We start from the raw sequence: 23,706 nt of genomic DNA on the forward strand, positions 1-23,706 counted from the left end.
AGCTCCTGCACCTCGCCTACGGCGTTCTCAAATCGGGCACCGCGTTCGACCCGAAAAGGGGCCTTGCCTGCTAGGGGGTAAGACGGTATCTACAGTGGGCCTTCCCCACTGATTAGAAGCCCCTGAGACCACCGATACACATGCACCTCCACCGTTGGCTTCGGTTGCGACTGCCACTTCACGAAGGAGAAGTCAGCCATACCGCATCCCAGTACGGATAGTCGCCCAGACGCGGCACCAGGCCGGCACGCAATGGATTAACCACGATGTAACGGGCAACACGCAGGACATCGTCGTCGCGCCGCAGCGCATGATCATGGAAACCACGCGACCAGACACAGCCGCCACGACCGCGCGCGAGATTCACTGCGCGGGCGCACCGCCCCTTGGCCCGCTGCATGGCCTGCGCCAACGTCATGGTGGCATGTAGTTCGATCAGGCCATGCCAGTGGTCGGGCATCAACACCCAGCACAGCAGGCGAGCACCGGGCCAGCTGCTTCGCTCTGCCAGGCACGCCGCAGCCGCATGGGCGCACCGCCAATCCGCGAACAATGGCGCGCGCTCGAACGTCACAGCGGTCAGCAAGTAGAGCTGCCCCGTGTCGCTATGGCGTCCAGCGCGCAACGCGCGATGGCCTTTGGTTGGTTCGATGTGCATGGCACCAGCATCCAGCTCATCGCACCATGGCAACAGCGGCGCTTGACTGGCGCGCTTGTCGGAATAGTGCGCGAATCCATGTCGGATTGGTGCCGGCAACGGCGGGGCGCGTGCTTGCCGCGGTGTCTGCGCCGTGATCCTTGCCACTGAGGGCGGCAGGGTCCGGGTCGCGGCTGAAGCCGCTCCTACGAGAGGGCCGGTCGCGATCGGAAGGTGTTACGCGCCGTCTGCGATCCCGCGCCGGCGCGCCGCGCTCAATGCGAGGCGCGGTCGCGGCGCCAGCCGCGGTGCTTGATGTCCAGGTACAGGCTGTAGAACGCGGTGAAGGCGGGGAACAGGTTCTGCAGCACGCCCACTGAGTCCTGCTTGGCCGAGAACATGAAGTAGCTCAGCGTCATCAGGCTGCCGACCACGCTCATGTACCAGAACAGGCGCGGGATCACCGGCTTGCCGGCGCGCTTGGAGGCGACGAACTGCACCAGCCAGCGGCCGCCGAACATCAGCGCGCCGACGTAGCCGATCAGCTTCCAGCCGGTGACGTGCAGCCCGGTCCAGTACAGCGCCTGGATCGGTTCGTTGAGGAAGTGCGCGTCCATTTCAGCGCTCCTGCACTGCGGTGCGGCGGCTGCGTGCGATCAGCCAGGCCACGCCGCGCAGATCGCGGATGCCGACCAGGGCGCGGTTGAGGTTGTTGTACTTGGACACGCCCGAGGTGCGGTGGCGATGGTTCACCGGCACGCTCAGGGTCTGCCAGCCGGCGCGCTGCATCAGTGCCGGCAGGTAGCGGTGCATGTGGTCGAAGTACGGCAGGTCCAGGAACGCCTCGCGCTCGAACAGCTTGATGCCGCAGCCGGTGTCAGGGGTGTCGTCGCGCAGCATGCGTGCGCGGATCGCGTTGGCCCACTTCGACGCCCAGCGCTTGCTGCCCGAATCCTGCCGCGACACCCGCCAGCCGGCGAACAGCTTGACCAGCGGCTCGGCAGCCTGGCGCGCGGCCAGCAGCTTGGGAATGTCGGCCGGGTCGTTCTGGCCGTCGCCGTCGAGGGTGGCGATCCACAGCCCGCGCGCGGCCTTGACGCCGTTGCGCACCGCCGTGCTCTGCCCGCTCTGGCTGACGTGGTGCAGCACGCGCAGCTCCGGCGTGGACGCCTTCAGCCCTTCGAGCACCGCCAGGGTGTCGTCGCGCGAATGATCGTCGACGTAGACGATCTCGAAATCGATCGTGCCACGCAGCGCGGCGACAATCTCGGCGACCAGCGGCGGCACGTTGTCGCGCTCGTTGAACACCGGGACGACGACGGAGAGGGAAAGCTGGCTCATGGATTCGGCAAGGCTGGGCGCGGGGCGCGCGTGGGGGAAAAAGCGGCAGGCATTGTGCCGCGGACCGATGATCCGCGGATGAAGCGTCAGGCGGCGGCGCCGAAGTACTCCCGGCACCAGGCCACCACCTGCGGCAGGCCGACCTCGATCGGGGTGCTCGGATCGAAGCCGAACGCGGCCTGGGCCCGTGCAGTATCGGCCATCGTCTCGATCATGTCGCCCGGCTGCATCGGTCGGTACTGTTTTTGGGCGCTGCGCCCGGCGGCGGCCTCGATCACCGCGATGAAGTGCTCCAGTTCCACCGGGGTGTGATTGCCGAGGTTGAACACGCGGTGCGGCACCGGCTCGGTGGAGGGGTGTTCGAGGGCGCCGAGCACGCCGGCGACGATGTCGGCGACGAAGGTGAAGTCGCGGCGCATGCGGCCATGGTTGAACACCTCGATCGGGCGCCCGGCCAGCACCGCACGGCTGAACAGCAACGGCGCCATGTCCGGGCGGCCCCAGGGGCCGTACACGGTGAAGAAGCGCAGCCCGGTGGCGCGCAGGCCGTACAGCTGCGCATAGGTGTGCGCCATCAGTTCGTTGGCGGCCTTGGTCGCCGCGTACAGGGAGCGCGGCTGGTCGATGCGCTGATCCTCGGAGAACGGCGGCGTCGCCGAATCGCCGTACACCGAGCTGCTGGACGCATAGACCAGGTGCTCCACGCCGCGGTGCCGGCACAGCTCCAGCATGTTGACGAAGCCGACCAGATTGCTGTCGACATAGGCGTAGGGGTTCTGCAGCGAATAGCGCACTCCGGCCTGCGCGGCCAGGTGCACCACGCGGGTCGGCTGCACCTCGTCGAACAGCGCGGCCAGGCCGTCGCGATCGGTCAGGTCCAGGGTGCGGATGTCCGCGTTCGCGCACAGCGCGGCAACGCGGTCGCGCTTGAGCTGCGGGTCGTAGTAGTCGTTGTAGTTGTCCAGGCCCACCACCAGTTGCCCGGCGGCACGCAGCGCGCGAACGGTATGAGCGCCGATGAAGCCGGCAGCGCCGGTGACGAGAATGGGCATGGCGGAGGTCCTGGAAAGCGTGGAACGGCGTGCGCGGGGCGCGGGGCGGAGCAGCGGGTCAGAACAGCCCGAAGCGCTTGCGCGCGACATTGGGCCGGGCGGGGTCGATCACGTCCTGCAGCCCCTTGGCGTCGAAGCGGTCCAGCAGCGCCTCGGCGCCCTTCTTCAGCTTGAGCGCCATTTCCTCCGGATACAGCGGCACCAGGGTCATGAACGCGATGGTCTTGTCGGCATCGATGACCAGCTCCGCAAACGCCTCCGGGGTGCTCACCGGCGGCAGCACGATCGCGCCGTCGAAGCCGACGCCGGGCGCGTACGGCTCGGCCGGGTCACCATTGGGCACGGTGTGGCCGAACCCCAGCCAGGTGTCGTACTTGTGCGGCAGTCGCGCCAGGGTCTTGAGCAGGCGCACCGGCCAGTAGTGGCGCTCGTCCTGGAAGTCGTCCTGGGTGATCGGCCAGTCGGGCGGCAGGGTCAGCATCAGCTCCATGAAGCGCGGCGCCTCCACGCCCTCGGGCAGGACCATCGGCAGGTCGCTCATGCCCGAGGTCACCAGCCGCAGGTACGGCGCTTCCGCCGTCGCCGGCACCACGTGCACGTCCAGGTGCACGGTGTCGGAGATGATCTCGTGCAGCACGCCGGCGACCGGCCCCAGGTGGCGTTCGATGTGCGCGCCGATCTGCTCGATGCAGGAGTCGCCGCGCGCCGGTGCGAACGGCTTTTCCTCGCGATGCTGCAGGATCGGGCTACCGCCCGGGCTGATCTGCGTGTCCTCGTTGCTCATGCAATGCTCCGGTTGCTGGCCAGCGCCGCGGCGCGCGGCCTCAGCGCAAGGTCAGCGGCGCGTCCTTGGCCAGCGCCGCCTTGCGCTCCTTGCTGAATTCCCACCACGGGCGCGGCGTCTCGCCCTGCATGAAGCGCACGATGGACAGGAACACGTCGATCACGCAGTGGTCGTGGACCACGCCGGTGCGCAGGCACAGCTGCGCGTACATATCGTAGGGATCGCGGCCCTGCAGGTGCGCGGGCACGCGGATGCCGATCAGGCGCAGGTCCTTCTCGCAGGCCGGCCCGACGTTGGGCAGGTCGGTCAGGCGCAGCAGATGGTGGCGGTCGACCTTACTGGGATGCATGGCGGAGGCGGTCCTGGCGGACGCGGGCGGCGGCGCTCAGGCCTGCCGCGGACGCAGTTTCTCGAGCACGCCGTCCAGCGTGTCCAGGTCGGTGTAGTGGATCACCAGCTTGCCCTTGCCGCCGCGGCCGTGGGCGATGGACACCTTGGTCCCCAGCGACTCGGACAGCTCGGTCTCCAGCGAGGCGATGTCGGCCTGCGGCGCGGTGCGCGCCGGCTTGGCCTTGCGGTTGCTCGGCACCTTGCCGGCGGCGAACTGCTGCGCGCGGTGCTCGACCTCGCGCACCGACCAGCCCTGGTCGGCGGCGTCGGAGGCCAGGCGACTGGCCAGCTCCGGCGACAGCGTCAGCAAGGCACGCGCATGGCCCATCTCCAGGCGCCGCGCTTCCAGCAGCGCGCGGATCGCCGGCGGCAGTTCCAGCAGGCGCAGCAGGTTGGACACCGAGGCGCGCGAGCGGCCGACGGCCTCGGCGGCCTCGGCGTGGGTCAGCGAGAATTCGTCGATCAGCCGCTGCAGCGCCTGCGCCTCTTCCAGCGGATTGAGGTCCTCGCGCTGGATGTTCTCGATCAGCGCCATGGCGATGACGGTGCGGTCGTCGAGCTCGCGCACCACCACCGGCACGTCGCTGAGGCCGGCCAGCTGCGAGGCGCGCCAGCGACGCTCGCCGGCGACGATCTCGAAGCTGCCCGGCGCCAGTTCGCGGGCGACGATCGGCTGGATCACGCCCTGCGCCTTGATCGACTCTGCCAGCTCCTGCAGCTTGGCCTCGTCCATTTCCTGGCGCGGCTGGTACTTGCCTGGCTGCAGTTGCCCGACCGGCAGGCGGCGCAGGCTCTCGCCCGGCTGCAGCTCGGCGGTGGGCGCCGGCGCGGCCGCGCCCTTCGGCCCCAGCAGCGCTTCCAGGCCACGGCCGAGGCCGCGCTTCTTCGCTCCGAGGGCGGGGGGCTTGGCACTCATCAGTACGTCTCCATGGCCGGCACCGGCCGATTGCGTTCGTTGCGGCGGCGCACGATCTCGCCGGCCAGTCCCAGGTAGGCGACGCCACCGCGCGAGGTGCGGTCGTAGCCGACGATGCTCTGGCCATGGCTGGGCGCCTCGGCCAGGCGCACGTTGCGCGGCACGATGGTGCGGAACACCTTGTCGCCGAAGTGGTTGGTCAGCTCCGCCGACACCGCGTTGGCCAGGTTGTTGCGCACGTCGAACATGGTGCGCAGCACGCCTTCAATCTCCAGCGCCGGGTTCAGCTCGGCGCGCAGCGCCTCGATGGTTTCCAGCAGCGCGGTCAGCCCTTCCAGCGCGTAGTACTCGCACTGCATCGGCACGATCACCGAATCGGCGGCGGTCAGCGCGTTCAAGGTCAGCAGCGACAGCGCCGGCGGGCAGTCGATCAGGATGAAGTCGTAGGCCTCGCGCAGCGGCGCCAGCGCGGTCTTCAGCCGCTGCTCGCGCGCCGGCTGGTCCATCAGCTGGATCTCGGCGGCGGTGAGATCGATGTTGCCCGGCAACAGGTCGAAGCCCTCCGGCGCGGTCACCCGGATCTGTTCGGCGCTGCTCTCGCCGAGCAGCACGTCGCAGGTGGAGGCAGCCAGCTCGCGCTTGTCGATGCCGCTGCCCATCGTCGCATTGCCCTGCGAGTCCAGGTCCACCAGCAGGACGCGCTGCGACTGCCGCGCCAGCGACGCGGCCAGGTTGACCGCGGTGGTGGTCTTGCCGACGCCGCCCTTCTGGTTGGCGATGGCGATGATGCGGGCCATGCGGGAGCCTCGTCGGCGATGGGGTGGGACCGGGCATTATGCGGTCACAGCCCCCCATGGCGGAAATCGGGGCCGGCCGCGGCCGCCGCTCAACCGCGCTCGACCACCACCAGGTGGCGGTCGGCGCCCAGGCCGGGGACCTGCAGCGGGTGCACCGTCGGCGCCACCCAGCCCGGTGGCAGCGCGGCGATCTCCTCGTCCGGGCGTACGCCCTTCATCGCCAGCAGGCGCCCACCCGGGCGCAGCAAGTGGCCGCCGACGGCGACGATGCCGGCCAGCGTATCCAGCGCGCGCGCGGTCAGCAGGTCGTAGGCGCCGGGCTCGTCCAGCGCCTCGGCGCGCGACTCGGCCACCCGCGCGTTGTCCAGGCGCAGCTGGCGCACCGCCTCGCGCAGGAACCGCGCCTTCTTGCCGTTGCTCTCCACCAGGGTCACCCGCAGCTGCGGCCGCGCGATCGCCAGCGGGATCCCGGGCAGTCCGGGACCGGTACCCAGGTCGGCCAGCGCGCCCTCCTGGGCGAACGGCTGCATGGCCAGCGAATCCAGCAGATGGCGGGTCACCATCTCGTGCGGGTCGCGGATCGCGGTCAGGTTGTAGGTGCGGTTCCAGCGCGTCAGCAGCGCCAGGTAGGCCAGCAGCGGTGGCGCCAGCGCGGCGGCGTCCAGGCCTTGCGCGTGCAGGCCCTGCTCGAGCGCGACACGGACGGAATCGGGAAGAGAGGCATCGGTCATCGGCGGATTATCGCAGGTGGCTTGATCGCGGCCACGCTCTGATCGAGCCCATTCTCGAAACGCATGAGGCTCAACACGGCACCATGGCGCTCAGGCACCCAACATCCGTGCCAAGCCAGGCACCGGGTAGTACTCGAATGCCTTGCCAACCCGTTGTTTGTGGAGCAGCCCTGCAGCAGCCAGGGAATTCAGGTCACCCAGCGCTGTCGGATAGGTAATTGTGTGTGCCGATCGATGTCCGGCCACGGTGTATGGCCGATCCGGATCCTTCAGTGCATTGGCGAGCAAGGCGCGCTGCCTGTGATTCAGCACAGCGTCGCCTACATGTGCCTTGCGCAGCACGCGACGTGCAAGCCGATCTTCCTGTTGCTTCTTCGCGATATACGTATGCAGCGCCTGGATGGACTGCTCGATCGCTTCCAACTGCTGCGAGACGAAATAGCTCAGATCCGCACCATCGCTCTCGGTATAAAGATAGGCTCGCATGTATTTACCAGGCGACTTCTTCAGGACGCTCGAAATGGACAGATATTCGGTCAACCAGTAACCGGAGTTCATCATGCTCCAGTAGAAGAGCGCCCTGGCCGTTCGCCCATTCCCATCAACGAATGGATGGTCGTATCCGATCTGGAAGTGAATAGCGATGGCGCGCACGACCGGATGAATGAAGGTTTCACTCGCCGTGTCGTTCGCGAACGCACAAAGCCGTCTCATCCTGTCAGCCACTTGGATTGCAGGCGGAGGGACATGCAGCAGCGTCGGCGGAGAACCTCGGTCGTAGATGACGACGTTGTCTCCCACGGAGCGATATCGACCAGAATATTCCGCGCTTTCCAGCGTCCCGTCCGTCAGGATGCTATGCAGTTCCAACACTTCCTCGGGCGTGATTGGCCGCTTACCCCTCTCCCGAATCATGTTCATCGCGAGGTAATTGTTGTAGATCATTCTCTCCGACTGATCGCGAGGCAGTCTGCCAGTCGACAACATCTCTTTTGCAACCGCCCGAGTGGTAGCGGCTCCCTCAAGTTGGGACGAAGTCATAGCCTCTTCGATCAGCGAACGGATCAGAAACCTATTCTGTCCACCGCTGCTCTCCATTCCTTTGATCGCCCCAGCCGCCTCGCGATCAATGTAGTGCAGCCTGCGCTGCATTGAATCGGTAATGGAAACCACGAAGTTCTCGTCGTCTTTATCCAAGAGGTCAAGTTCGCGCGCCAGCGCTTGACGGCTCCATTTGATGCCAGCCCACCATTCTTCTGTGGTGAGGCCGTCTGGCGCGACTCTATGCCTGAGTTTGTCCCAGTGCTCGTAGCTTCCAGCCACCTCAGGGCCGATCTTCGACCTGAACACTCTCAGCATGCGTTCAGGTTCATCAGCTAGAAGACGCCAGCTGTCTGGGGGCGGCACAGGGAGCTTCATTGCACCTTCCTATAAAACACATGTATCTTTTTACATCAAATTACCTCAAAGCACGACCTCTTCAGCCAGCCATGCCGAGACTAACGTCACAAAGGCTGCCGCACGATCCTGAGGCTATGGAAACTACGACAGCCCTGGCCGCCAGGCCAAGGCGGCCCGATAGCCGGGTGCGGCCTCCCATTCGTACAGGTGCCAGGCCTGGGCCGCGCCCAGCCCCGGGTCGCACCAGACCAGGCGCAGCGCGCCGGCGGCGTCCTCGGCGAAGCGCAGCCGGTGCAGGCCGAAGGCGATGCCGTGGCCGTGCGCCTTGAGCAGCGCCTCCTTGGCGCACCACAGGCGGAAGAACACCGCCTCGCGTTCCGGCGCCGCCAGCGCGGCCAGCAGCGCGACCTCCTCCGGGTGGAAGAAGCGCTGCGCCAGTTCCAGCAGGCGCGGCCGCGGCCGCTGGCGCTCGATGTCCACGCCCAGCCGCGCGTGCGTGGCGACCGCCACCAGCAGATAGTCGCCGCTGTGGCTCCAGCCGGTGTCCACGTGCGCCAGCGGTGCGTGCAGCCCGGGCCGGCCGCGGGCGTCGCGGCGCAGCGGCAACTGCGCCGCCGGCACCGCCAGCTCCCCGGCCAGCAGGCGCCGCGCCTGCGCCTCGCCGGAGGTGCGCGGCGGATGCGGGCGCAGCCACAGCGCCACCGGGCCGACACGCCAGTCCGGTGCCTCGGCGGCAACGGCGACAGGCGGGGGTGCGGGGACGCTCACGCCGTCGCCACAAACTGTAATGGCCACTGCGCGGTGCGGCCGGCGTTATACGGCCGCTTCACGGCGGCGCTCCTTAAATGGCGCCCACCCCACCGCTTCTGGTGCGGACCGAACCGAGGAGTCTGACGCATGGGCATCATCATCTGGTTGATCGTCGGCGGCATCGTGGGCTGGCTGGCCAGCATCATCATGCGCCGTGACGCACAGCAGGGCATCATCCTGAATATCGTGGTCGGCATCGTCGGCGCGCTGATCGCCGGCTGGCTGTTCGGCGGCGGCATCAACCAGGCGATCACCCTGTGGACGTTCCTGTACTCGTTGATCGGCGCCATCATCCTGCTGGCGATCGTCAACCTGTTCACCCGCGGCCGCGCGCGCTGACGCAGCGCCCTCGCCGCTTGCGCAAACGCCCGGTTCGCCGGGCGTTTTGCGTTTTCGGCCCGGCTCACGGCGCAGCGCGGTCGGCCGGATGCCGCACGCCGTCCTCGACCGGCACCGCGATGGTCAGCGCGTACGGGTCCACGCCCTCCAGGCAGCCAACGTTGTAGCCGTACAGGCTGGGATCGGAGCGGCGCCGATGATGCGTGTAGATCCCGCAGGTGCCGCAGAAGTAGTGCTGCGCGGTGTGGGTGTGGAACTGGTACAAGCGCAGCGCCTGCTCGCCCTGGCGGACATGCAGGGCCGCCAGCGGCACCGAGGCGACGATGGCGCCGCGGCGCCGGCACAGCGAGCAGTTGCAGCGGCGCGGGTCGACGATGCCGTGCGGCAGTTCCAGGTCGATCTGCACCGCACCGCAGTGGCAACTGAGCCGATGCAGCGGCGCGATCGCGGTGTCGCCGACCTTGTCGATGCAGCGGCGCACATGGCGCTCGCTCATGCCGCCGGCTCCAGCTCGACCCAGGCCGGCGCGTGGTCGCTGGGGCGGTCCCAGCTGCGCGGCTCGCGGTCGATGCCGGCGCCGCGGGTGCGCGCCTTCAGCGCCTCGGACACCAGGGTCAGGTCGATGCGCAGGCCCAGGTCGCGGCGGAAACCGGCCTGGCGGTAATCCCACCAGCTGAAGATGCCGCCGTCGGCGTGGTGCAGGCGGAAGCCGTCGTGCAGGCCGAGCGCGAGCAGCTTGTGCAGGGCGCCGCGCTCGGCGGTGGAGGTGAGGATGTGGTTGTCGCTCCACACCAGCGGATCGTGTACGTCGCGCGCGTCCGGGGCGATGTTGAAGTCGCCCAGCACCACCAGCCGCGGATGCCGCTGCAGCTCGTCGGCCAGCCAGGCGTGCACCGCTTCCAGCCAACGCAGCTTGTAGGCGTACTTGTCGGTGCCCACGTCCTGGCCGTTGACCACGTAAAGATTGACGATGCGCAGGTCGCCGACAGTGGCGGCGATGGCGCGCTTCTGTTCGTCCTCCAGGCCCGGCACGCCGATCTGTACGTCGCTGATCGGCAGGCGCGACAGGATCGCCACGCCGTTGTAGGTCTTCTGCCCGGCGAACACGCTGCGGTAGCCGGCCTCGGCCAGCGCGGTGTCGGGAAACTTGTGGTCTTCCAGCTTGGTCTCCTGGATCCCGACCACGTCCGGCGCGAACGCGGCCAGCCACTGTTGCAGGTGCGGCAGGCGCACGTTGAGCGAGTTGACGTTCCAGCTGGCGATCTTCAAGGGAAATCCGGGACGGGGAAGCCGGCCGCTATTCTGACCGCAGCCGCCGCGGCGGCCAAACCGCGGGCACCAGGCCGTTCAGCGCCGCGCGCAGCACTGCGCGAACAGCGCAGGCGCCAGGTTCAGCGCCTGCTGCCGCTGCGCCTCGTTCAAGCCGTCGAGCAGCTCCTCGGCACCGAGCGCCTGGTCCGGCGGCGGGAACGGCCGCTCCGGCGCCTGCCGCGCGGCCAGTTGCCAGGCCGCGGCGTACGGCGGATCGGCCACCGCCAGCCAGGGCGCGCGCAGCAGTTGCGCCAAGGCGTCGATCGACGTGCGGTCGCCATGCAGCGCGCGATCTTCCAGTTGCGTCACCACGTCCTCGGCATCGTGCTCGTCGGCGGCCGACAGCGGCGTGCGGTGCCCGTCCGCGTCGACGCTGCCGGCGCGCGCGAGCAGTTGCGCCACCCGCTGCGCCAGCAACTGGCGTTGCGCATCGGCATCACCGCGCGCCGCGGCGCTGCGCAGCATCGCCTCGACCTGCGCGGCATCGAGCCCGGCAACGCCACGGCAGGCGGCGAGACGTTGCCGCTCGGCCGCCCGTCTCGCCGCAGCGGCCGCGGCGTCCTCGGCGTCTGCGCCCGGCAGCAATGCCGGACGGGACGGCGGCGCCTGCGCGCGTTGCCGGCAATCCAGCGCCAGCAGCGCGATGGCGGACAGGCGCTGCGCCTCGCTGGTGCCGGCCGCCAGTGCCGTACCGGGCGGCGTGGTCGCGGACGTCGGCAGCGGCGACGATGCTGCAGACCGCGGCAGCGCCGGCGCTTGCGCCTTGTTCGCGGCGACGGCCGGCGCGGCCGTCGGCTGTATCAGCTTCGCCGCGAGCGTGAGCGCGGCCACCCCCACCACCACCGCGCCGCCGAACCAAAGCAGCGCACGCCGCATCGCCGCCATGCTCAGTGCGCCGCCGCCGTGTAGGCGTCGCGGTCGAACGCCATCGGCTGCGCCTGGCGCAGGCGCTGCATGGCGTCGGCCGCGGCCTGCTCGCGCAACTGCAGGTCGATCTGCCCGCGCACCGCCTCGAAGCGCGCCGCGGTCTTCGCATCCAGGCGGATCAGGTGATAGCCGTCGGGTCCGCGCACCGGCGCGGAGACCCGCTCCACCGCCAGCTGGCGGATCGGCGCATCGAACGCATCGGCCAGATAGCGGCCGAAGGTCGGCGACAGCTGCCCGCCCTCGCCGGCGGTGGCGGTGTCGTCGGACTCGTGCATCGCCAGGGTGGCGAAGTCGGCGCCGCCATCGAGCTGGCGCTTGAGCGCCTCGGCGCGCTGCAACGCCTGTGCCTCGGTCAGGATGTGCCCGCTGCGCGGCCCGCCCTGCGGGTGCAGCGCAACGAACAGGTGGCGCAGGTGGTACTCGGTGTAGTCGTCCGGATGCGCGGCGAACTGCCGGCGCAGCATCGCCTCGTCGATGTGCGCGTCGGCGCCGAGCCGCGCCTGCGCGGCCTCGGCCAGGATCGCATCGGCGGCGCGGCGCAGGCGCGCGGCCACCACCGGGTCGTCCTGCAGATGCTGTTGCCGGGCCTGGTCGAGCAGGATGGCGCGGTCGGCGAAGCGGCGCACCACGGAGGCGTCGTCGATGCCGGCGTCGCCGCGCGTGGCGTCGCCGGCCAGGGCGCGGTATTCGCTGGCGGTGAACTGCTGCGCACCGACGCGCAGCACCACCGGATCGGCGGTGGCGGTCTCGGCGGCCGGCGCGGCCAGGACGGCGAACGCGGCCACCGCGCACGTGACCAGGGTGATGGACCTGGCCACGGCGGACGTTGCGAAAGACAGGGACATGCGCTTCTCCAGGAGTGAAGAGGGCGGCACGCGACGCCGGAGCGTCGCGGCCGCAACGAGGCGGCCGACACGGGGCCGGCCGCCAGGACCTGCAAGGACTCAGTCGTGCTTGCCGCGCGCCTTCAGGTACGCGATCGCCGCCTTCGGGTCGTCGGTGGTGATCAGGCTGAACGCCTCCTGGTTGACGATGAAGTTGAGATCGCCACGGTTGTCGGCGGTGTCGCGGCCGCCGGAATAGGAGAAGTACAGGTCCGACAGGCGATAGCAGCAGGCGCCGCTGTTCTGGTAGAACTCCCCGGCGCGCGGGCTGTCCGGAATCGCCTGGAACACGCCGACGCGCACGCCACGCTCGCGCACGCGGTCGGCCTGGCCCTGCAGCAGGCCACCGAGCTGCTTGACGTTGATCTCCATCGCCTCCTTGGTATCGCTCCAGGCCGAGATGGCGTTGTCGACATTGATCTTGGTCAGCATGTTGGTGGTGAACACCGGAATGCCGACCATGCTGGTGGTGTCGGCGCGGAACGCCGAGCGGCTCGGGTACAGGGTGGCATTGACCTTGGCCGCGACGAAGTTGGACGCACCCACCGAGAACGCGGCATCGGCCGCACGCGACACCGCGCGGACCGCGTCGGCGGTCTTGATGTCGAACACGATCGGGGTCTTCAGGCCGTGCTGCTTGAAGTAGGAAAACAGCTCGTCCACGCGTGGCACGTGGTAGCCGGTGGTGGTGCGGCGGTCGGGGGTCAGCAGGAACAGGCCGCTGACCACCGACCACGGGGTCACGGTGATCGACGGGTTGTAGCCCTGGTTGCTCATCGGGTCGTACTTGGTTTCGCCGGCACGGCTGGTCCACACGTTGGTGGTGCGACCGAGGTTCCAGTCGTGCAGCACCACCGGCACGCCGTCGCTGGTCATCTTGATGTCCAGCTCCACGCCGTCCATGCACTGGTCGTTGGCCAGCTGCAGCGCACCGCGCGAGTTTTCCGGCATGTCGGGGAAGTTGCCGTACTTGCCCCACAGACCGCGGTGGGCCAGCACGACGCTGTCGCCGCTGCTGTCGCCGAACAGGATGTTGCTCATCTTGGTACCGACGGTGTCGTTGCAGTTGGCCAGCGCCAGTTGCGGGGCGGCGGCCAGGACCACCAGGGCGCCGAGCACGCGGCAAGCGCGTGCCAGGGGCGAGGGAACGAATGCGATCTTCATTGGGCTGCGTCCGGTTCTGAGGAAAGGGGGAGACACGGGGGACGAGCGCCGGTCAGGTCGACGCATGGCGGCATCTCGTGTGTTGCGCTCCGCACGGACGTCTCGCGCAGGAGCCTGAGCCGCCGTGATCGGCGGCGGCGTCGGGCAAGAACCTAATAACTTACTGTGAATTATTTATTTCCGAGGTGCGACCCGGTGCGGGACTGTGGACTGCGCCCCGATTTGGTGCAGTTTCGATCCCGCGATGGGCCCTGGTGGCGGGAGTTCGGACACCGCCTTGTGGCCGCGACTGGCGCGCGCTGCCGTCGGGAGCGCGCTAGCTGCATCGAGGACGTGCCGGTCGCGGCTGAAGCACGCCTCCAGTCATCGCCGCTGTTGCCGCGACATGGCGAGACACGTGGTTACGTTGTGGGAGCGGCTTCAGCCGTGACGAGGCGTTACCGGCCAGGCTGTCGCGGTGAAGCCAAACCCGCGCGCACGTGCCCTATCGCCCCGCCCTGCACCCGCACCTGGACGTCGGCTGCGCCGCGCTCACCGCACCAGGAACGAGAGCATGCGCGCGATCCGCGCATACGGCGGTTTCAGCAGGTCGCTGCCGGCGCGGCGCGACTGCCAGAGGATCGGCAGCGCCTTGCTGAAGGCGTCGAAGCCGGCGCGGCCGTGATAGGCGCCCATGCCGCTGGGGCCGATGCCGCCGAACGGCAGCGCGTTGGCGGCGAAATGCAGCAGGCTGTCGTTGACGGTGACGCCGCCGGCGATCGTGGCGTGCAGGATGGTCTCGATCCGCGCACGGTCGTGGCTGAAGGGATACAGCGCCAGCGGCCGGTCGCGGCTGTTGATCTCGGCGATGGCCGCATCCAGGGAGCGGTAGCTGCGCACCGGCAGGATCGGGCCGAAGATCTCCTCCTGCATCAGCAGCGCGTCGTCGCCCGGCTGCAGCACCAGCGTGGGCACGATCAACCGCTCGCGCTCGGCACGTTCGCGCTCCACCGTGGCCAGTTCGATGACCTCCAGACCGCGCGCACGGGCATCGTCCAGATAGCTGCGCAGGCGCCGGTACTGGCCCTCGTTGACGATGCGGGTGTAGTCCTCGGCGCTGGCGAAATCGCCGTAGCGCGCCAGCACCTGCGCGCGCAGCGCCTGCACCAGCGCCGCCTCGCGGCCGGCGTCGACCAGCACGTAGTCCGGGGCGATGCAGGTCTGCCCGGCGTTGAACCACTTGCCGGTGGCCAGGCGTGCGGCGGCCTGTTCCAGTGGGTAGTCGGCGCAGACGATGGCCGGCGACTTGCCGCCCAGTTCCAGGGTCAGCGGGGTCAGGTTGGCGGCGGCGGCCGCCATCACCTTGCGCCCGACCGCGGTGGAGCCGGTGAACACCAGGTGGTCCAGCGGCAGCGCGGCGAACGCCGACGCCACTTCGGCACCGCCCAGCGCCACCGCCACCCGCTGCGGCGGGAACACCTCGGCCAGCAGCGACTGCAGGAACTGCGCGCTGCGCGGGGTGTGCTCGGAGGGTTTCAGGTAGACGTGGTTGCCGGCGGCGATGGCGGTGGCCAGCGGGATCAGCGCCAGGTTGACCGGGTAGTTCCAGGGCGCGATCACCCCGACCACACCGACCGGCACCGGCCGCACTTCCGCGCGCGCCGGCCACAGCCGCCAGCCGGCGCCGACCCGCTGCGGGCGCATCCAGCGCTTGAGGTGGCGCAGCAGGTGGTCGATCTCGCCGAGCACGGTCATGCCGTCGGCGAGCAGCGATTCGTGGCGCGAACGGTGGCCGAAATCGGCGGCGATGGCATCGGCCATCTCCGGCAGCCGCCGCTTCAGCGCCGCACGCAGCCGCAGCAGGTCCTCGCGGCGCTGCGTCCGCTCCGGCTTGGCCGACTGCCAGGCCGCGCGCAGGCGCTGCAGGGTGACTGGCAGGGCGGCCAGCGGCGTGTCGGCGGAAGCGGCATCGGCAACGGAGGTCGGCATGGGCGCACTATACGATGGCGGTCGCGGGTGTCGTGCGCGTCAGTCGCAGGGCAGCGGCACGACCGAGACCCTGGGGTTTCACAGCGGGTCGCGTCGGGACTGAAGTCCCTCCCACAGAGGCGCCGGAGCAACTGCGCTCGATGATGCGGCATGCCATCTTGGGGCCGACAGCCCCACCCTTCCCGCGTCGGGACTGAAGTCCCTCCCACAAGGGGCGCGCCAGCATCGCCGCGGACTGAAGTGCCACCTGTGGGAGGGACTTCAGTCCCGAACCGATAAACTCAGGCGCTCCCGCGCATCCACACAGCTACGCCGGTTCTTCCAGCAACCAAGCCTGCAACTGCGCCAGCGAGGCGACTTCATGGTGCGGCACGATGCCCTCCGGCGCCGCGGCGCCGTGCGCATTGAACCAGCAGGTGTGCAGGCCCGCGGCCAGGCCGCCGCCGATGTCCGCCTGCGGGTTGTCGCCGACCATCAGCACCTGCGCCGGCGGCGGATCGCCCAGCTGCGCCAGCGCGTGCGCGAAGATCCCCGGGTGCGGCTTGGCCACGCCCACCACCTCGGAAATGGCGATGACCTCGAAGCGATCGTGCAGGCCGGTGCGTTGCAGGCGCGCGTTCTGCAATGCGCCGAAGCCATTGGTGACCAAGCCCAGACGCGCGTGGCCGCGCAAGGCGTCGAGCAGATCCACCGCACCGTCCAGCGGCGTGCACAGTTCGGCCATCGCCGCCAGGAACGCCGTGTTCAAGATCTCCGGCTCAGTCTGCAGGCGCTGCGCCCAATCGGCGAAACGGCGCTGCTGCAATTGCAGCGCGGTGATCGCGCCGTTCTGGTACTGCACCCACAGCGGCCGGTTGCAGGCGGTATAGGCGGCGTACTCGGCTTCGCCGAACTGCACCCCGTAGCCGGCGAACATGCGCTGCAGGCCGGCGAAGGCGTCGAAGTGGAACAGGGTGTCGTCGGCGTCGAACAGGATCCAGCGGTAGCGCATGTGGCGGCACGACGAAGGCGGTGGGCGCTCATGGTAGCGCCGCCTCGCCGTGCAGACGACGACGCCGGCCCGAGGGCCGGCGTCGCGTGCGGCAACTCAGTACCACGCTGCCGCCTGGCGCCGTCATCCGCCCGTCCGTGCCAGGTCCTCGACCAGCAACTCGTAGGCATCGGCGGTGTTGCGCTTGAGCGTATAGGACAGCGCCCGGACCTGCCGCTCGCCATAGGCATGGTCGTCGGTGCCCCGCACCACCGCCCAATGCGACGCCTCGTGAACCAGGGTCCCCGCCTGCTCCACCGCATCCAGGGTGAAGTACGCCGCGCACAGGTAGATCCGCTGCGGATTGTTCGGCCACACGTACGCGATCGTGTCCTCGGCCTCGTGCTCGTCGAACTCGAACGCGGCCTTGCGGTCCAGCCGCTGCAGTGCCTCGACGATCTGTCGGTAGTCTCGACGGTAGCCGTCCAGATGCGCGGGGGTGCCGCGGCTGTCGAAGTGCTTGCCGACCAGGCCGGCGAGCGCCTGATCGGACAGCCCGAGGACGTGGTTGCAGAGGGCCACGGCGTTTGCCAGCGCTTTGTCGGCGACCTGGAATTCCTGCGGATTCAATGGGCGTGTCATCGTTCTGCCTCGTCATCGGCCACATGGCCGTGACGCAAGCGTGCGGCGACCAGCGCGAGCCGGCACTCGGTCAGCGCCTCAGATCGGCAGGCGCAGATGCTGATGCCAAAAAGTCACGGTCGCTCCAAAGCAGAACGCCGGCACGAGGCCGGCGTTCTGTCGATGACCGCCGTGTCGATGGCTCAGTGACCCGACCCGCGCGAGGCGCCCAACCCGGTCTCGGCGCGGATCTGCTGCGCCTTGAACGCGGTGCGTTCCTTGCCGGCCTGCGCGCTGCGGTCCAGCACCGAGAACAGCCAGATGCCGACAAAGCCGATCGTCACCGAGAACAGCGCCGGCGAGGTGTACGGGAACGGCGCCGAGCCGGTCGGGTTGCCCAGCGTATCCACCCACACCGACGGCGACAGCACCGTCAGCACCAGCGAGGAGATCAGGCCCAGGAAGCCGCCGATCACCGCGCCGCGGGTGGTGCAGTCCTTCCACAGCAACGACAGGATCAGCACCGGGAAGTTGGCCGAGGCGGCGATGGCGAAGGCCAGCGACACCATGAAGGCCACGTTCTGCTTCTCGAACACGATGCCCAGCAACACCGCGATCACGCCCAGCGCGATGGTGGTGACGCGCGACACCTTCAGCTCCGAGCCCGGGGCCGGATTGCCCTTCTTGATCACCGTGGCGTACAGGTCGTGGGACACCGCCGAGGCGCCGGACAGGGTCAGGCCGGCGACCACCGCCAGGATGGTGGCGAAGGCCACCGCGGAGATGAAGCCCATGAACACGTTGCCGCCCACCGCGTTGCCGACCAGCACCGCCGCCATGTTGGCCGCGCCCTTGCCGCCGTGGATGGTGCCGGTGGCGACGTCGGCGAACTGCGGGTTGGTCAGCACCAGGGCGATGGCGCCGAAGCCGATGATGAAGATCAGGATGTAGAAGTAGCCGATCCAGGTGGTGGCCCACAGCACCGACTTGCGCGCCTGCTTGGCGTCGGGAACGGTGAAGAAGCGCATCAGGATGTGCGGCAGGCCGGCGGTGCCGAACATCAGCGCCATGCCGAAGGAGATCGCCGAGATCGGATCCTTGACGAAGCCGCCCGGGCCCATGATCGACAGGCCGGCACTGGCCGCCTCTTCCGGCGAGGCGCCGCCGTTGGCCGCCACCGCGGTCTTCACCCGCACGCCCTCGGCGAACAGCGCCTCGAAGCTGAAGTTGAAGTGCCACATGATCGCCACGGCCATGAAGGTCACGCCGGTCAGCAGCAGCACCGCCTTGATGATCTGCACCCAGGTGGTGGCGGTCATGCCGCCGAACAGTACGTAGACCATCATCAGCACGCCGACCAGGCTCACCGCCACCCAGTAGTCCAGGCCGAACAGCAGCTTGATCAGCGCGCCGGCACCGACCATCTGCGCGATCAGGTAGAACAGCACCACCACCAGCGTGCCGGAGGCGGCGAAGCTGCGGATCGCGGTCGGCGCGAAGCGGTAGCCGGCCACGTCGGCGAAGGTGTATTTGCCGAGGTTGCGCAGGCGCTCGGCCATCAGGAAGGTCAGGATCGGCCAGCCGACCAAAAAGCCGATGGCGTAGATCAGGCCGTCGTAGCCGTTGGTCATCACCGCGGCGGTGATGCCCAGGAACGAGGCCGCCGACATGTAGTCGCCGGCGATCGCCAGGCCGTTCTGGAAACCGGTGATGCCGCCGCCGGCGGTGTAGAAGTCCGACGCCGAGCGGGTCTTCTTCGCCGCCCATTTGGTGATCCACAGCGTGCCGGCGACGAAGAAGGCGAACATCCCGATCGCCACCCAGTTGGTCGGCTGCTTGTCGGTCTGGCCGACATCGCCGCCCGCGGCCAGGGCCGCGCCGGCCGGCAGCAGCGCTGCGAGCAGCAGCAGAAGGAAGCGCAGGTGCTTGCTCATTGGCGGGCGTCCTCGAGGATCTCGGCGGTCAGCTGGTCGTACACGGTGTTGGCGCGACGCACGTAGATCGCGGTGATGGCGATGGTGAAGACCATCACCCCGATCGCGATCGGGATGCCGATGGTGGTGACGCCGCTGCCCATCGGCTGGGCCAGGAACGCCTTGTCGAAGGCGATCAGGCCGATGAAGCCGTAGTAGGCCAGCAACATCAGGACGGTCAGCGTCCAGCCCAGCGCGTTGCGCTGGCGCTTGAGGGCGTGGTACTTCGGATTGGCGTCGATCTTGGCGATCAGCGCGTCGTTGGAGAGGGTCATGTGGTGCCTCCGGGGTAGTGACCGCAGCGCGGATCAGAAGCTGTACTTGGTGGTGAACTGCAGGCGGGTGATGTCGCCCTTGGCGCCGCTTTCGATCTCGCGTTTGCCGTACATCAGCTCGGCGCCGATATCGACCTTGGGCAACGGCGAGTAGAAGACGTTGCCGCGGATGCTCTGCACACTCTTGGTCACGCCCAGGCCGGTGCGCGCGGTGTCGTTGTCGTAGTCGCTGCGCGCGTAGATCAGGTTGGTGCGCAGCTTGGGCGAGAACGCGTGGCGCCAGCCGACGTAGCCGGCGACCACCCCGACCGTGTCCAGGTCGCGGTCGGCGGCGTCGTACACCGCGTTCTGGGCGATGCCCAGGCCGATGTAGCGGCCGATGCCTTCGCCGCCGGTGAGTTGATAGAACAGGCTATCGCTGTCGCTGGCCACCCACTTGCCGCCCAGGGTCAGGCCGCCGGAGGCCTTGCTGGCGTCGGCGCCGGTGGCGCGGTTGTCGACCTTCTGCTGGCCGACCACGCCGGCGACGCCGAAGCTGCCCCAGTCGCCCTTCCAGCCGTAGCGCACGGTCAGGTCCGGCAGCGCGCCGCGGTCGGAACTGGTGGTGCTGACCACGCCGGCCACGCTGCGCGTGTACAAGGTCGTTTCCGGGTTCTCCAGGGCGATGCTGAAACCGCCGTTGGTGTAGCGCAGCTGCGCCTGACGCACGAACACCACGCCGTCGGTGGGGCCGATGAAGTCGGCCGCTTCCGGCAGCGCCGCAGGATCCATGAAGTTGGACCAGGTCTGGCCGGCCAGCCAGTGGTTCCAGTACATGTAGGCATGGCGCAGGGTGGCGCCGTAAGTGTTGGTGGCGGTCTGGGTGCCCAGGGAATTGCCGAAGAAATCCAGTTCCACCAGCGCGCCGGCCTTGTTGCCGCCTTCGGTGACGCTGTCCACACCGAAGTTGATCCGCGAGAACTTGGCGTGGGCGTTGTAGTCGGTGCCGGACTTGGCACCGCCCACCGGGGTCTGCCCGGGCAGGTACAGCGCGCGACCGGTGGCGTCGTCGGCGAGCTGGCCGTCGCCGGTGCGAGTGGCCAGGAAATCGGCCTTGATGAAGCCACCGACCTTGAAGGTGGTGCCGGGCGTGGCCCCCGGGGTGATGGTGGTGACCTGGATCGGCGCCTTGCCGGCCGGCGGCGCCGGGGCGGCCGGCGGCGGCGCGGCCTGGCTCGAGCGGACCGCGGCGACCTCGGTCTGGGTCTGCACGATCTGGCCCTGCTGCTGCTGTTGCGCGGACAGCAGTTGCTGCACCTGCCGCTCCAGCTCGGCCACGCGGGTCTCCAGCGCCTGTTCGCGCGCCGAGGGTTTGCCTTGGGCGAAGGCCGCGCCAGGCGCGACCAGGGCCACCAACAGCGCGGCCGCCAACGGGCGACGCGCCAAGGATGCGATGCGGTTGCTCATTACTCCCTCCCGAATAATGGATGGCCGCACGCATGCGCACGGCCGTAGCCCAGCGTGCGCGACCGCGTCGGCCGCGCCTATTGGCCATTAGTCGAACGTCGGCTGAGTTACGACCATCGTCTAAGGCCCGGCGCGTGTGCGCTTGACGCCGGATGCGGCACACTGCGCGTTGACGCGCCGCCGCATGCGGCGCCCCGTTCATTGCAGAGGGAACCATGGCCGATCTCTATCCCGTCGATCCGCAGTTCGCCGCCCGTGCGCGGGTCGACAAGACCCAGTACCAGACCCAGTACACGCAATCGGTGGAACAGCCGGAGGCGTTCTGGGGCAAGGTGGCCGAGCGCCTGGACTGGTTCAAGAAGCCGACCCGGATCAAGGACGTCAGCTTCGCCCTGGACGACTTCCATATCCGCTGGTTCGACGACGGCGAACTCAACGCCAGCGTCAACTGCCTGGACCGGCAACTGGCCACCCGCGGCGACAAGACCGCGCTGCTGTTCGAGCCGGACAGCCCGGACGCGCCGTCCTACCGCGTCACCTATCGCGAGCTGTACGAGCGCGTGTGCCGGCTCGGCAACGCGCTGCGCGCGCTGGGCGTGCAGAAGGGCGATCGCGTCACCATCTACCTGCCGATGATCCCCGACGCCGCGGTGGCGATGCTGGCCTGCGCGCGCATCGGCGCGATCCACTCGGTGGTGTTCGGCGGCTTCGCGCCCAACTCGATCGCCGACCGCGTGATCGACTGCGGCAGCAAGCTGATCATCACCGCCGACGAAGGCCTGCGCGGCGGCAAGAAGATCCCGCTCAAGGCCAACGTCGACGCGGCGCTGAAGCTACCCGGCACCACCAGCGTGGAGACCGTGCTGGTGGTGCGCCACACCGGCGGCGCGGTGGACATGCAGGCCCCGCGCGACCGCTGGTTCCACGACGTGGTCGACACCCAGCCGGCCGAATGCGCGCCGGAACGCATGAACGCCGAAGACCCGCTGTTCATCCTCTACACCTCCGGCTCCACCGGCAAGCCCAAGGGCGTGCTGCACACCACCGCCGGCTACCTGTTGTACGCGGCCTACACCCACGAGACCGTGTTCGACCTGCGCGAGGACGACATCTACTGGTGTACCGCCGATGTCGGCTGGGTCACCGGCCACAGCTACATCGTCTACGGGCCGCTGGCCAACGGCGCCACCGCGCTGATGTTCGAAGGCGTGCCCAACTACCCGAGCGTGTCGCGCTTCTGGGAGGTCATCGACAAACACCAGGTGACGATCTTCTACACCGCCCCGACCGCGATCCGCGCGCTGATGCGCGAGGGCGAGGCGCCGGTGAAGAAGACCGCGCGCACCAGCCTGCGCCTGCTCGGCAGCGTCGGCGAGCCGATCAATCCAGAAGCCTGGCGCTGGTACTACGACGTCGTCGGCGATGGCCGCTGCCCGATCGTCGACACCTGGTGGCAGACCGAGACCGGCGGCATCCTGATCACCCCACTGGCCGGCGCCATCGATCTCAAGCCCGGCTCGGCGACGCTGCCGTTCTTCGGCGTGCAACCGGCGCTGGTCAGCGCCGACGGCGAGATCCTGGAAGGCGCCACCGAGGGCAACCTGGTGCTGCGCGATTCCTGGCCGGGGCAGATGCGCACCGTCTACGGCGACCACCAGCGCTTCATCGACACCTATTTCCGCACCTACCCGGGCAGCTACTTCACCGGCGACGGCTGCCGCCGCGATGCCGACGGCTACTACTGGATCACCGGCCGCGTCGACGACGTCATCAACGTCTCCGGCCACCGCATCGGCACCGCCGAGGTGGAGAGCGCACTGGTCTCCCACCCCAAGGTCGCCGAAGCGGCGGTGGTCGGTTTCCCGCACGACATCAAGGGCCAGGGCATCTACGCCTACGTGACCCTGGTCGCCGAGGAGCAGCCCAGCGAGGCCCTGCACAAGGAACTGGTGGCCTGGGTGCGCAAGGAGATCGGCCCGATCGCCGCCCCCGACCACCTGCAGTGGGCGCCCGGCCTGCCCAAGACCCGCTCGGGCAAGATCATGCGCCGCATCCTGCGCAAGATCGCCGAGAACGCCCCCGACCAACTCGGCGACACCTCGACCTTGGCCGATCCGTCGGTGGTGGATTCGTTGGTCAACGAACGGCTCGCGCGCTAGCGCGCGCCGGGATTCGGGAGTGGGGATTGGGGATTCGCCAAGGCGGTCCCCTGTCCGTGTCCAATCTTCTGACGACGTCACGCTCCGCTGTTGCTGTTGCTCTACGAATCCCTAATCCCAAATCCCGAATCCCCGCCCCATGCCCACCCTGCTGATCGCCGACGACCATCCCCTGTTCCGCGAGGCGCTGCGTGGGGCGGTGCAGCGGGTGATGCCCGGGGTGCAGTTGTACGAGGCCGATAGCGTCGAGGCGCTGTACGCGCTGGCCGATCGCCACGCCGATGCCGATCTGTTGCTGATGGATCTCAACATGCCCGGCGCGCAGGGCTTCAGCGCGCTGGTGCACATGCGCGCGCTGCATCCGCAGTTGCCGGTGGTGGTGGTGTCCGCGCGCGAGGAGCCGACGGTGATGCGGCGCGCGCTGGACCACGGCGCGTTCGGCTTCATTCCCAAGTCGGCCGACTCGGACACCATCGGCCTGGCCCTGGGCACGGTGCTGGACGGCGAACACTGGGCGCCGCCGGAAGCGCACAACGTGCCGCCCACCGACCGCGCCGAGCGCGAGGTCGGGCAACGCCTGCGCGAACTGACCCCGCAGCAGTTCCGGGTGCTGCAGATGCTCGGCGCCGGCAGCCTCAACAAGCAGATCGCCTACGACCTGGGCGTGTCCGAGGCCACGATCAAGGCGCACGTCACCGCCATCCTGCGCAAGCTCGGGGTCACCAACCGCACCCAGGCGGTGCTGCTGGCCGGCAAGCTGGCCATCGACAGCGACGCCATCGTGCTGCCGCCGGAAGAGGACTGAGCCGC

25 protein-coding genes are annotated in these 23,706 nt (G+C 68.9%); 3 read left to right on the forward strand and 22 right to left on the reverse strand.

Going from position 1 to position 23,706, the window contains the following annotated elements; all coding sequences use genetic code 11:
* Positions 1 to 178: 178 nt before the first annotated feature.
* From GGR64_RS14645 to GGR64_RS14695, 11 genes are all read right to left on the reverse strand, one after another.
* Positions 179 to 658 (reverse strand): transposase, encoded by a 480-nt coding sequence (locus GGR64_RS14645; protein WP_184646746.1) that lies wholly within the window; start codon positions 656 to 658, stop codon positions 179 to 181.
* Positions 659 to 912: 254 nt separating this feature from the next.
* Complete coding sequence (locus tag GGR64_RS14650) at positions 913 to 1,254, reverse strand: lipid-A-disaccharide synthase N-terminal domain-containing protein (RefSeq protein ID WP_048491144.1); 342 nt, start codon at positions 1,252 to 1,254, stop codon at positions 913 to 915.
* A 1-nt stretch (position 1,255) separates the two neighbouring features.
* On the reverse strand, positions 1,256 to 1,978 hold the full coding sequence (locus GGR64_RS14655) for a glycosyltransferase family 2 protein (RefSeq protein WP_010342743.1): 723 nt from the start codon (positions 1,976 to 1,978) through the stop codon (positions 1,256 to 1,258).
* Between the two features lie 86 nt (positions 1,979 to 2,064).
* Entirely contained in the window at positions 2,065 to 3,030 is a 966-nt protein-coding gene (locus GGR64_RS14660; RefSeq protein WP_160969519.1) for an NAD-dependent epimerase/dehydratase family protein, read from the reverse strand.
* Positions 3,031 to 3,088: 58 nt separating this feature from the next.
* Positions 3,089 to 3,814 (reverse strand): suppressor of fused domain protein, encoded by a 726-nt coding sequence (locus GGR64_RS14665; RefSeq protein ID WP_160969521.1) that lies wholly within the window; start codon positions 3,812 to 3,814, stop codon positions 3,089 to 3,091.
* A 40-nt stretch (positions 3,815 to 3,854) separates the two neighbouring features.
* Positions 3,855 to 4,163, reverse strand: coding sequence for a helix-hairpin-helix domain-containing protein (locus GGR64_RS14670; protein WP_017908743.1), 309 nt, complete (start codon positions 4,161 to 4,163; stop codon positions 3,855 to 3,857).
* 36 nt (positions 4,164 to 4,199) lie between these two features.
* The gene (locus GGR64_RS14675) at positions 4,200 to 5,120 is read right to left on the reverse strand and encodes a ParB/RepB/Spo0J family partition protein (protein WP_160969523.1); all 921 of its coding nucleotides are present in this window, start codon (positions 5,118 to 5,120) and stop codon (positions 4,200 to 4,202) included.
* On the reverse strand, positions 5,120 to 5,917 hold the full coding sequence (locus GGR64_RS14680; protein WP_160969525.1) for an AAA family ATPase: 798 nt from the start codon (positions 5,915 to 5,917) through the stop codon (positions 5,120 to 5,122). The genes GGR64_RS14675 and GGR64_RS14680 overlap by 1 nt, the downstream gene beginning before the upstream one ends.
* Before the next feature lie 89 nt (positions 5,918 to 6,006).
* The gene (gene rsmG, locus GGR64_RS14685) at positions 6,007 to 6,648 is read right to left on the reverse strand and encodes a 16S rRNA (guanine(527)-N(7))-methyltransferase RsmG (RefSeq protein ID WP_184646748.1); all 642 of its coding nucleotides are present in this window, start codon (positions 6,646 to 6,648) and stop codon (positions 6,007 to 6,009) included.
* A gap of 90 nt (positions 6,649 to 6,738) precedes the next feature.
* Positions 6,739 to 8,067 carry a Fic family protein gene (locus tag GGR64_RS14690; protein ID WP_260303031.1) on the reverse strand — a complete coding sequence of 443 codons (1,329 nt, stop codon included), beginning with the start codon at positions 8,065 to 8,067 and terminating at the stop codon, positions 6,739 to 6,741.
* A 123-nt stretch (positions 8,068 to 8,190) separates the two neighbouring features.
* Positions 8,191 to 8,817 carry a 4'-phosphopantetheinyl transferase superfamily protein gene (locus GGR64_RS14695; protein ID WP_184646750.1) on the reverse strand — a complete coding sequence of 209 codons (627 nt, stop codon included), beginning with the start codon at positions 8,815 to 8,817 and terminating at the stop codon, positions 8,191 to 8,193.
* A 129-nt stretch (positions 8,818 to 8,946) separates the two neighbouring features.
* Here GGR64_RS14695 and GGR64_RS14700 point away from each other — a divergent pair, with 129 nt between their 5' ends.
* Positions 8,947 to 9,198 (forward strand): GlsB/YeaQ/YmgE family stress response membrane protein, encoded by a 252-nt coding sequence (locus GGR64_RS14700; RefSeq protein ID WP_017908994.1) that lies wholly within the window; start codon positions 8,947 to 8,949, stop codon positions 9,196 to 9,198.
* A 64-nt stretch (positions 9,199 to 9,262) separates the two neighbouring features.
* On the opposite strand, the gene GGR64_RS14705 is transcribed toward GGR64_RS14700, so the two are convergent.
* The 11 genes from GGR64_RS14705 to GGR64_RS14755 form a co-directional block, all read right to left on the reverse strand.
* Entirely contained in the window at positions 9,263 to 9,694 is a 432-nt protein-coding gene (locus tag GGR64_RS14705) for a GFA family protein (protein ID WP_184448911.1), read from the reverse strand.
* On the reverse strand, positions 9,691 to 10,467 hold the full coding sequence (gene xth / locus GGR64_RS14710; RefSeq protein ID WP_184448910.1) for an exodeoxyribonuclease III: 777 nt from the start codon (positions 10,465 to 10,467) through the stop codon (positions 9,691 to 9,693). The genes GGR64_RS14705 and xth overlap by 4 nt, the downstream gene beginning before the upstream one ends.
* A gap of 78 nt (positions 10,468 to 10,545) precedes the next feature.
* On the reverse strand, positions 10,546 to 11,385 hold the full coding sequence (locus GGR64_RS14715) for a hypothetical protein (RefSeq protein ID WP_184448909.1): 840 nt from the start codon (positions 11,383 to 11,385) through the stop codon (positions 10,546 to 10,548).
* A gap of 11 nt (positions 11,386 to 11,396) precedes the next feature.
* Positions 11,397 to 12,281 carry a peptidylprolyl isomerase gene (locus GGR64_RS14720; RefSeq protein WP_184448908.1) on the reverse strand — a complete coding sequence of 295 codons (885 nt, stop codon included), beginning with the start codon at positions 12,279 to 12,281 and terminating at the stop codon, positions 11,397 to 11,399.
* A 99-nt stretch (positions 12,282 to 12,380) separates the two neighbouring features.
* Entirely contained in the window at positions 12,381 to 13,484 is a 1,104-nt protein-coding gene (locus GGR64_RS14725; protein ID WP_184646752.1) for a glycerophosphodiester phosphodiesterase family protein, read from the reverse strand.
* Between the two features lie 531 nt (positions 13,485 to 14,015).
* The gene (locus tag GGR64_RS14730; protein ID WP_184646754.1) at positions 14,016 to 15,452 is read right to left on the reverse strand and encodes a coniferyl aldehyde dehydrogenase; all 1,437 of its coding nucleotides are present in this window, start codon (positions 15,450 to 15,452) and stop codon (positions 14,016 to 14,018) included.
* 307 nt (positions 15,453 to 15,759) lie between these two features.
* The gene (yjjG, locus tag GGR64_RS14735; protein ID WP_184646756.1) at positions 15,760 to 16,443 is read right to left on the reverse strand and encodes a pyrimidine 5'-nucleotidase; all 684 of its coding nucleotides are present in this window, start codon (positions 16,441 to 16,443) and stop codon (positions 15,760 to 15,762) included.
* A 123-nt stretch (positions 16,444 to 16,566) separates the two neighbouring features.
* On the reverse strand, positions 16,567 to 17,064 hold the full coding sequence (locus GGR64_RS14740; RefSeq protein WP_160969544.1) for a M35 family metallo-endopeptidase: 498 nt from the start codon (positions 17,062 to 17,064) through the stop codon (positions 16,567 to 16,569).
* Positions 17,065 to 17,246: 182 nt separating this feature from the next.
* Positions 17,247 to 18,977 (reverse strand): cation acetate symporter, encoded by a 1,731-nt coding sequence (locus GGR64_RS14745; RefSeq protein ID WP_184646758.1) that lies wholly within the window; start codon positions 18,975 to 18,977, stop codon positions 17,247 to 17,249.
* Positions 18,974 to 19,291, reverse strand: coding sequence for a DUF485 domain-containing protein (locus GGR64_RS14750; RefSeq protein WP_184646760.1), 318 nt, complete (start codon positions 19,289 to 19,291; stop codon positions 18,974 to 18,976). The genes GGR64_RS14745 and GGR64_RS14750 overlap by 4 nt, the downstream gene beginning before the upstream one ends.
* 33 nt (positions 19,292 to 19,324) lie before the next feature.
* Positions 19,325 to 20,737, reverse strand: coding sequence for a DcaP family trimeric outer membrane transporter (locus GGR64_RS14755; protein WP_184646762.1), 1,413 nt, complete (start codon positions 20,735 to 20,737; stop codon positions 19,325 to 19,327).
* A gap of 215 nt (positions 20,738 to 20,952) precedes the next feature.
* Between GGR64_RS14755 and acs the strand changes: the two genes are divergently transcribed.
* Both acs and GGR64_RS14765 read left to right on the forward strand, forming a co-directional pair.
* Entirely contained in the window at positions 20,953 to 22,896 is a 1,944-nt protein-coding gene (gene acs / locus GGR64_RS14760; RefSeq protein WP_184646764.1) for an acetate--CoA ligase, read from the forward strand.
* A gap of 139 nt (positions 22,897 to 23,035) precedes the next feature.
* A complete protein-coding gene (locus tag GGR64_RS14765) occupies positions 23,036 to 23,701 on the forward strand; it encodes a response regulator transcription factor (RefSeq protein ID WP_010342764.1) in 666 nt (221 codons plus the stop codon).
* The last annotated feature ends 5 nt before the right edge of the window (positions 23,702 to 23,706 follow it).

This window comes from Xanthomonas sp. 3307, from assembly GCF_014199735.1.
GTDB classification, from domain to species: Bacteria; Pseudomonadota; Gammaproteobacteria; order Xanthomonadales; family Xanthomonadaceae; genus Xanthomonas_A; species Xanthomonas_A rydalmerensis.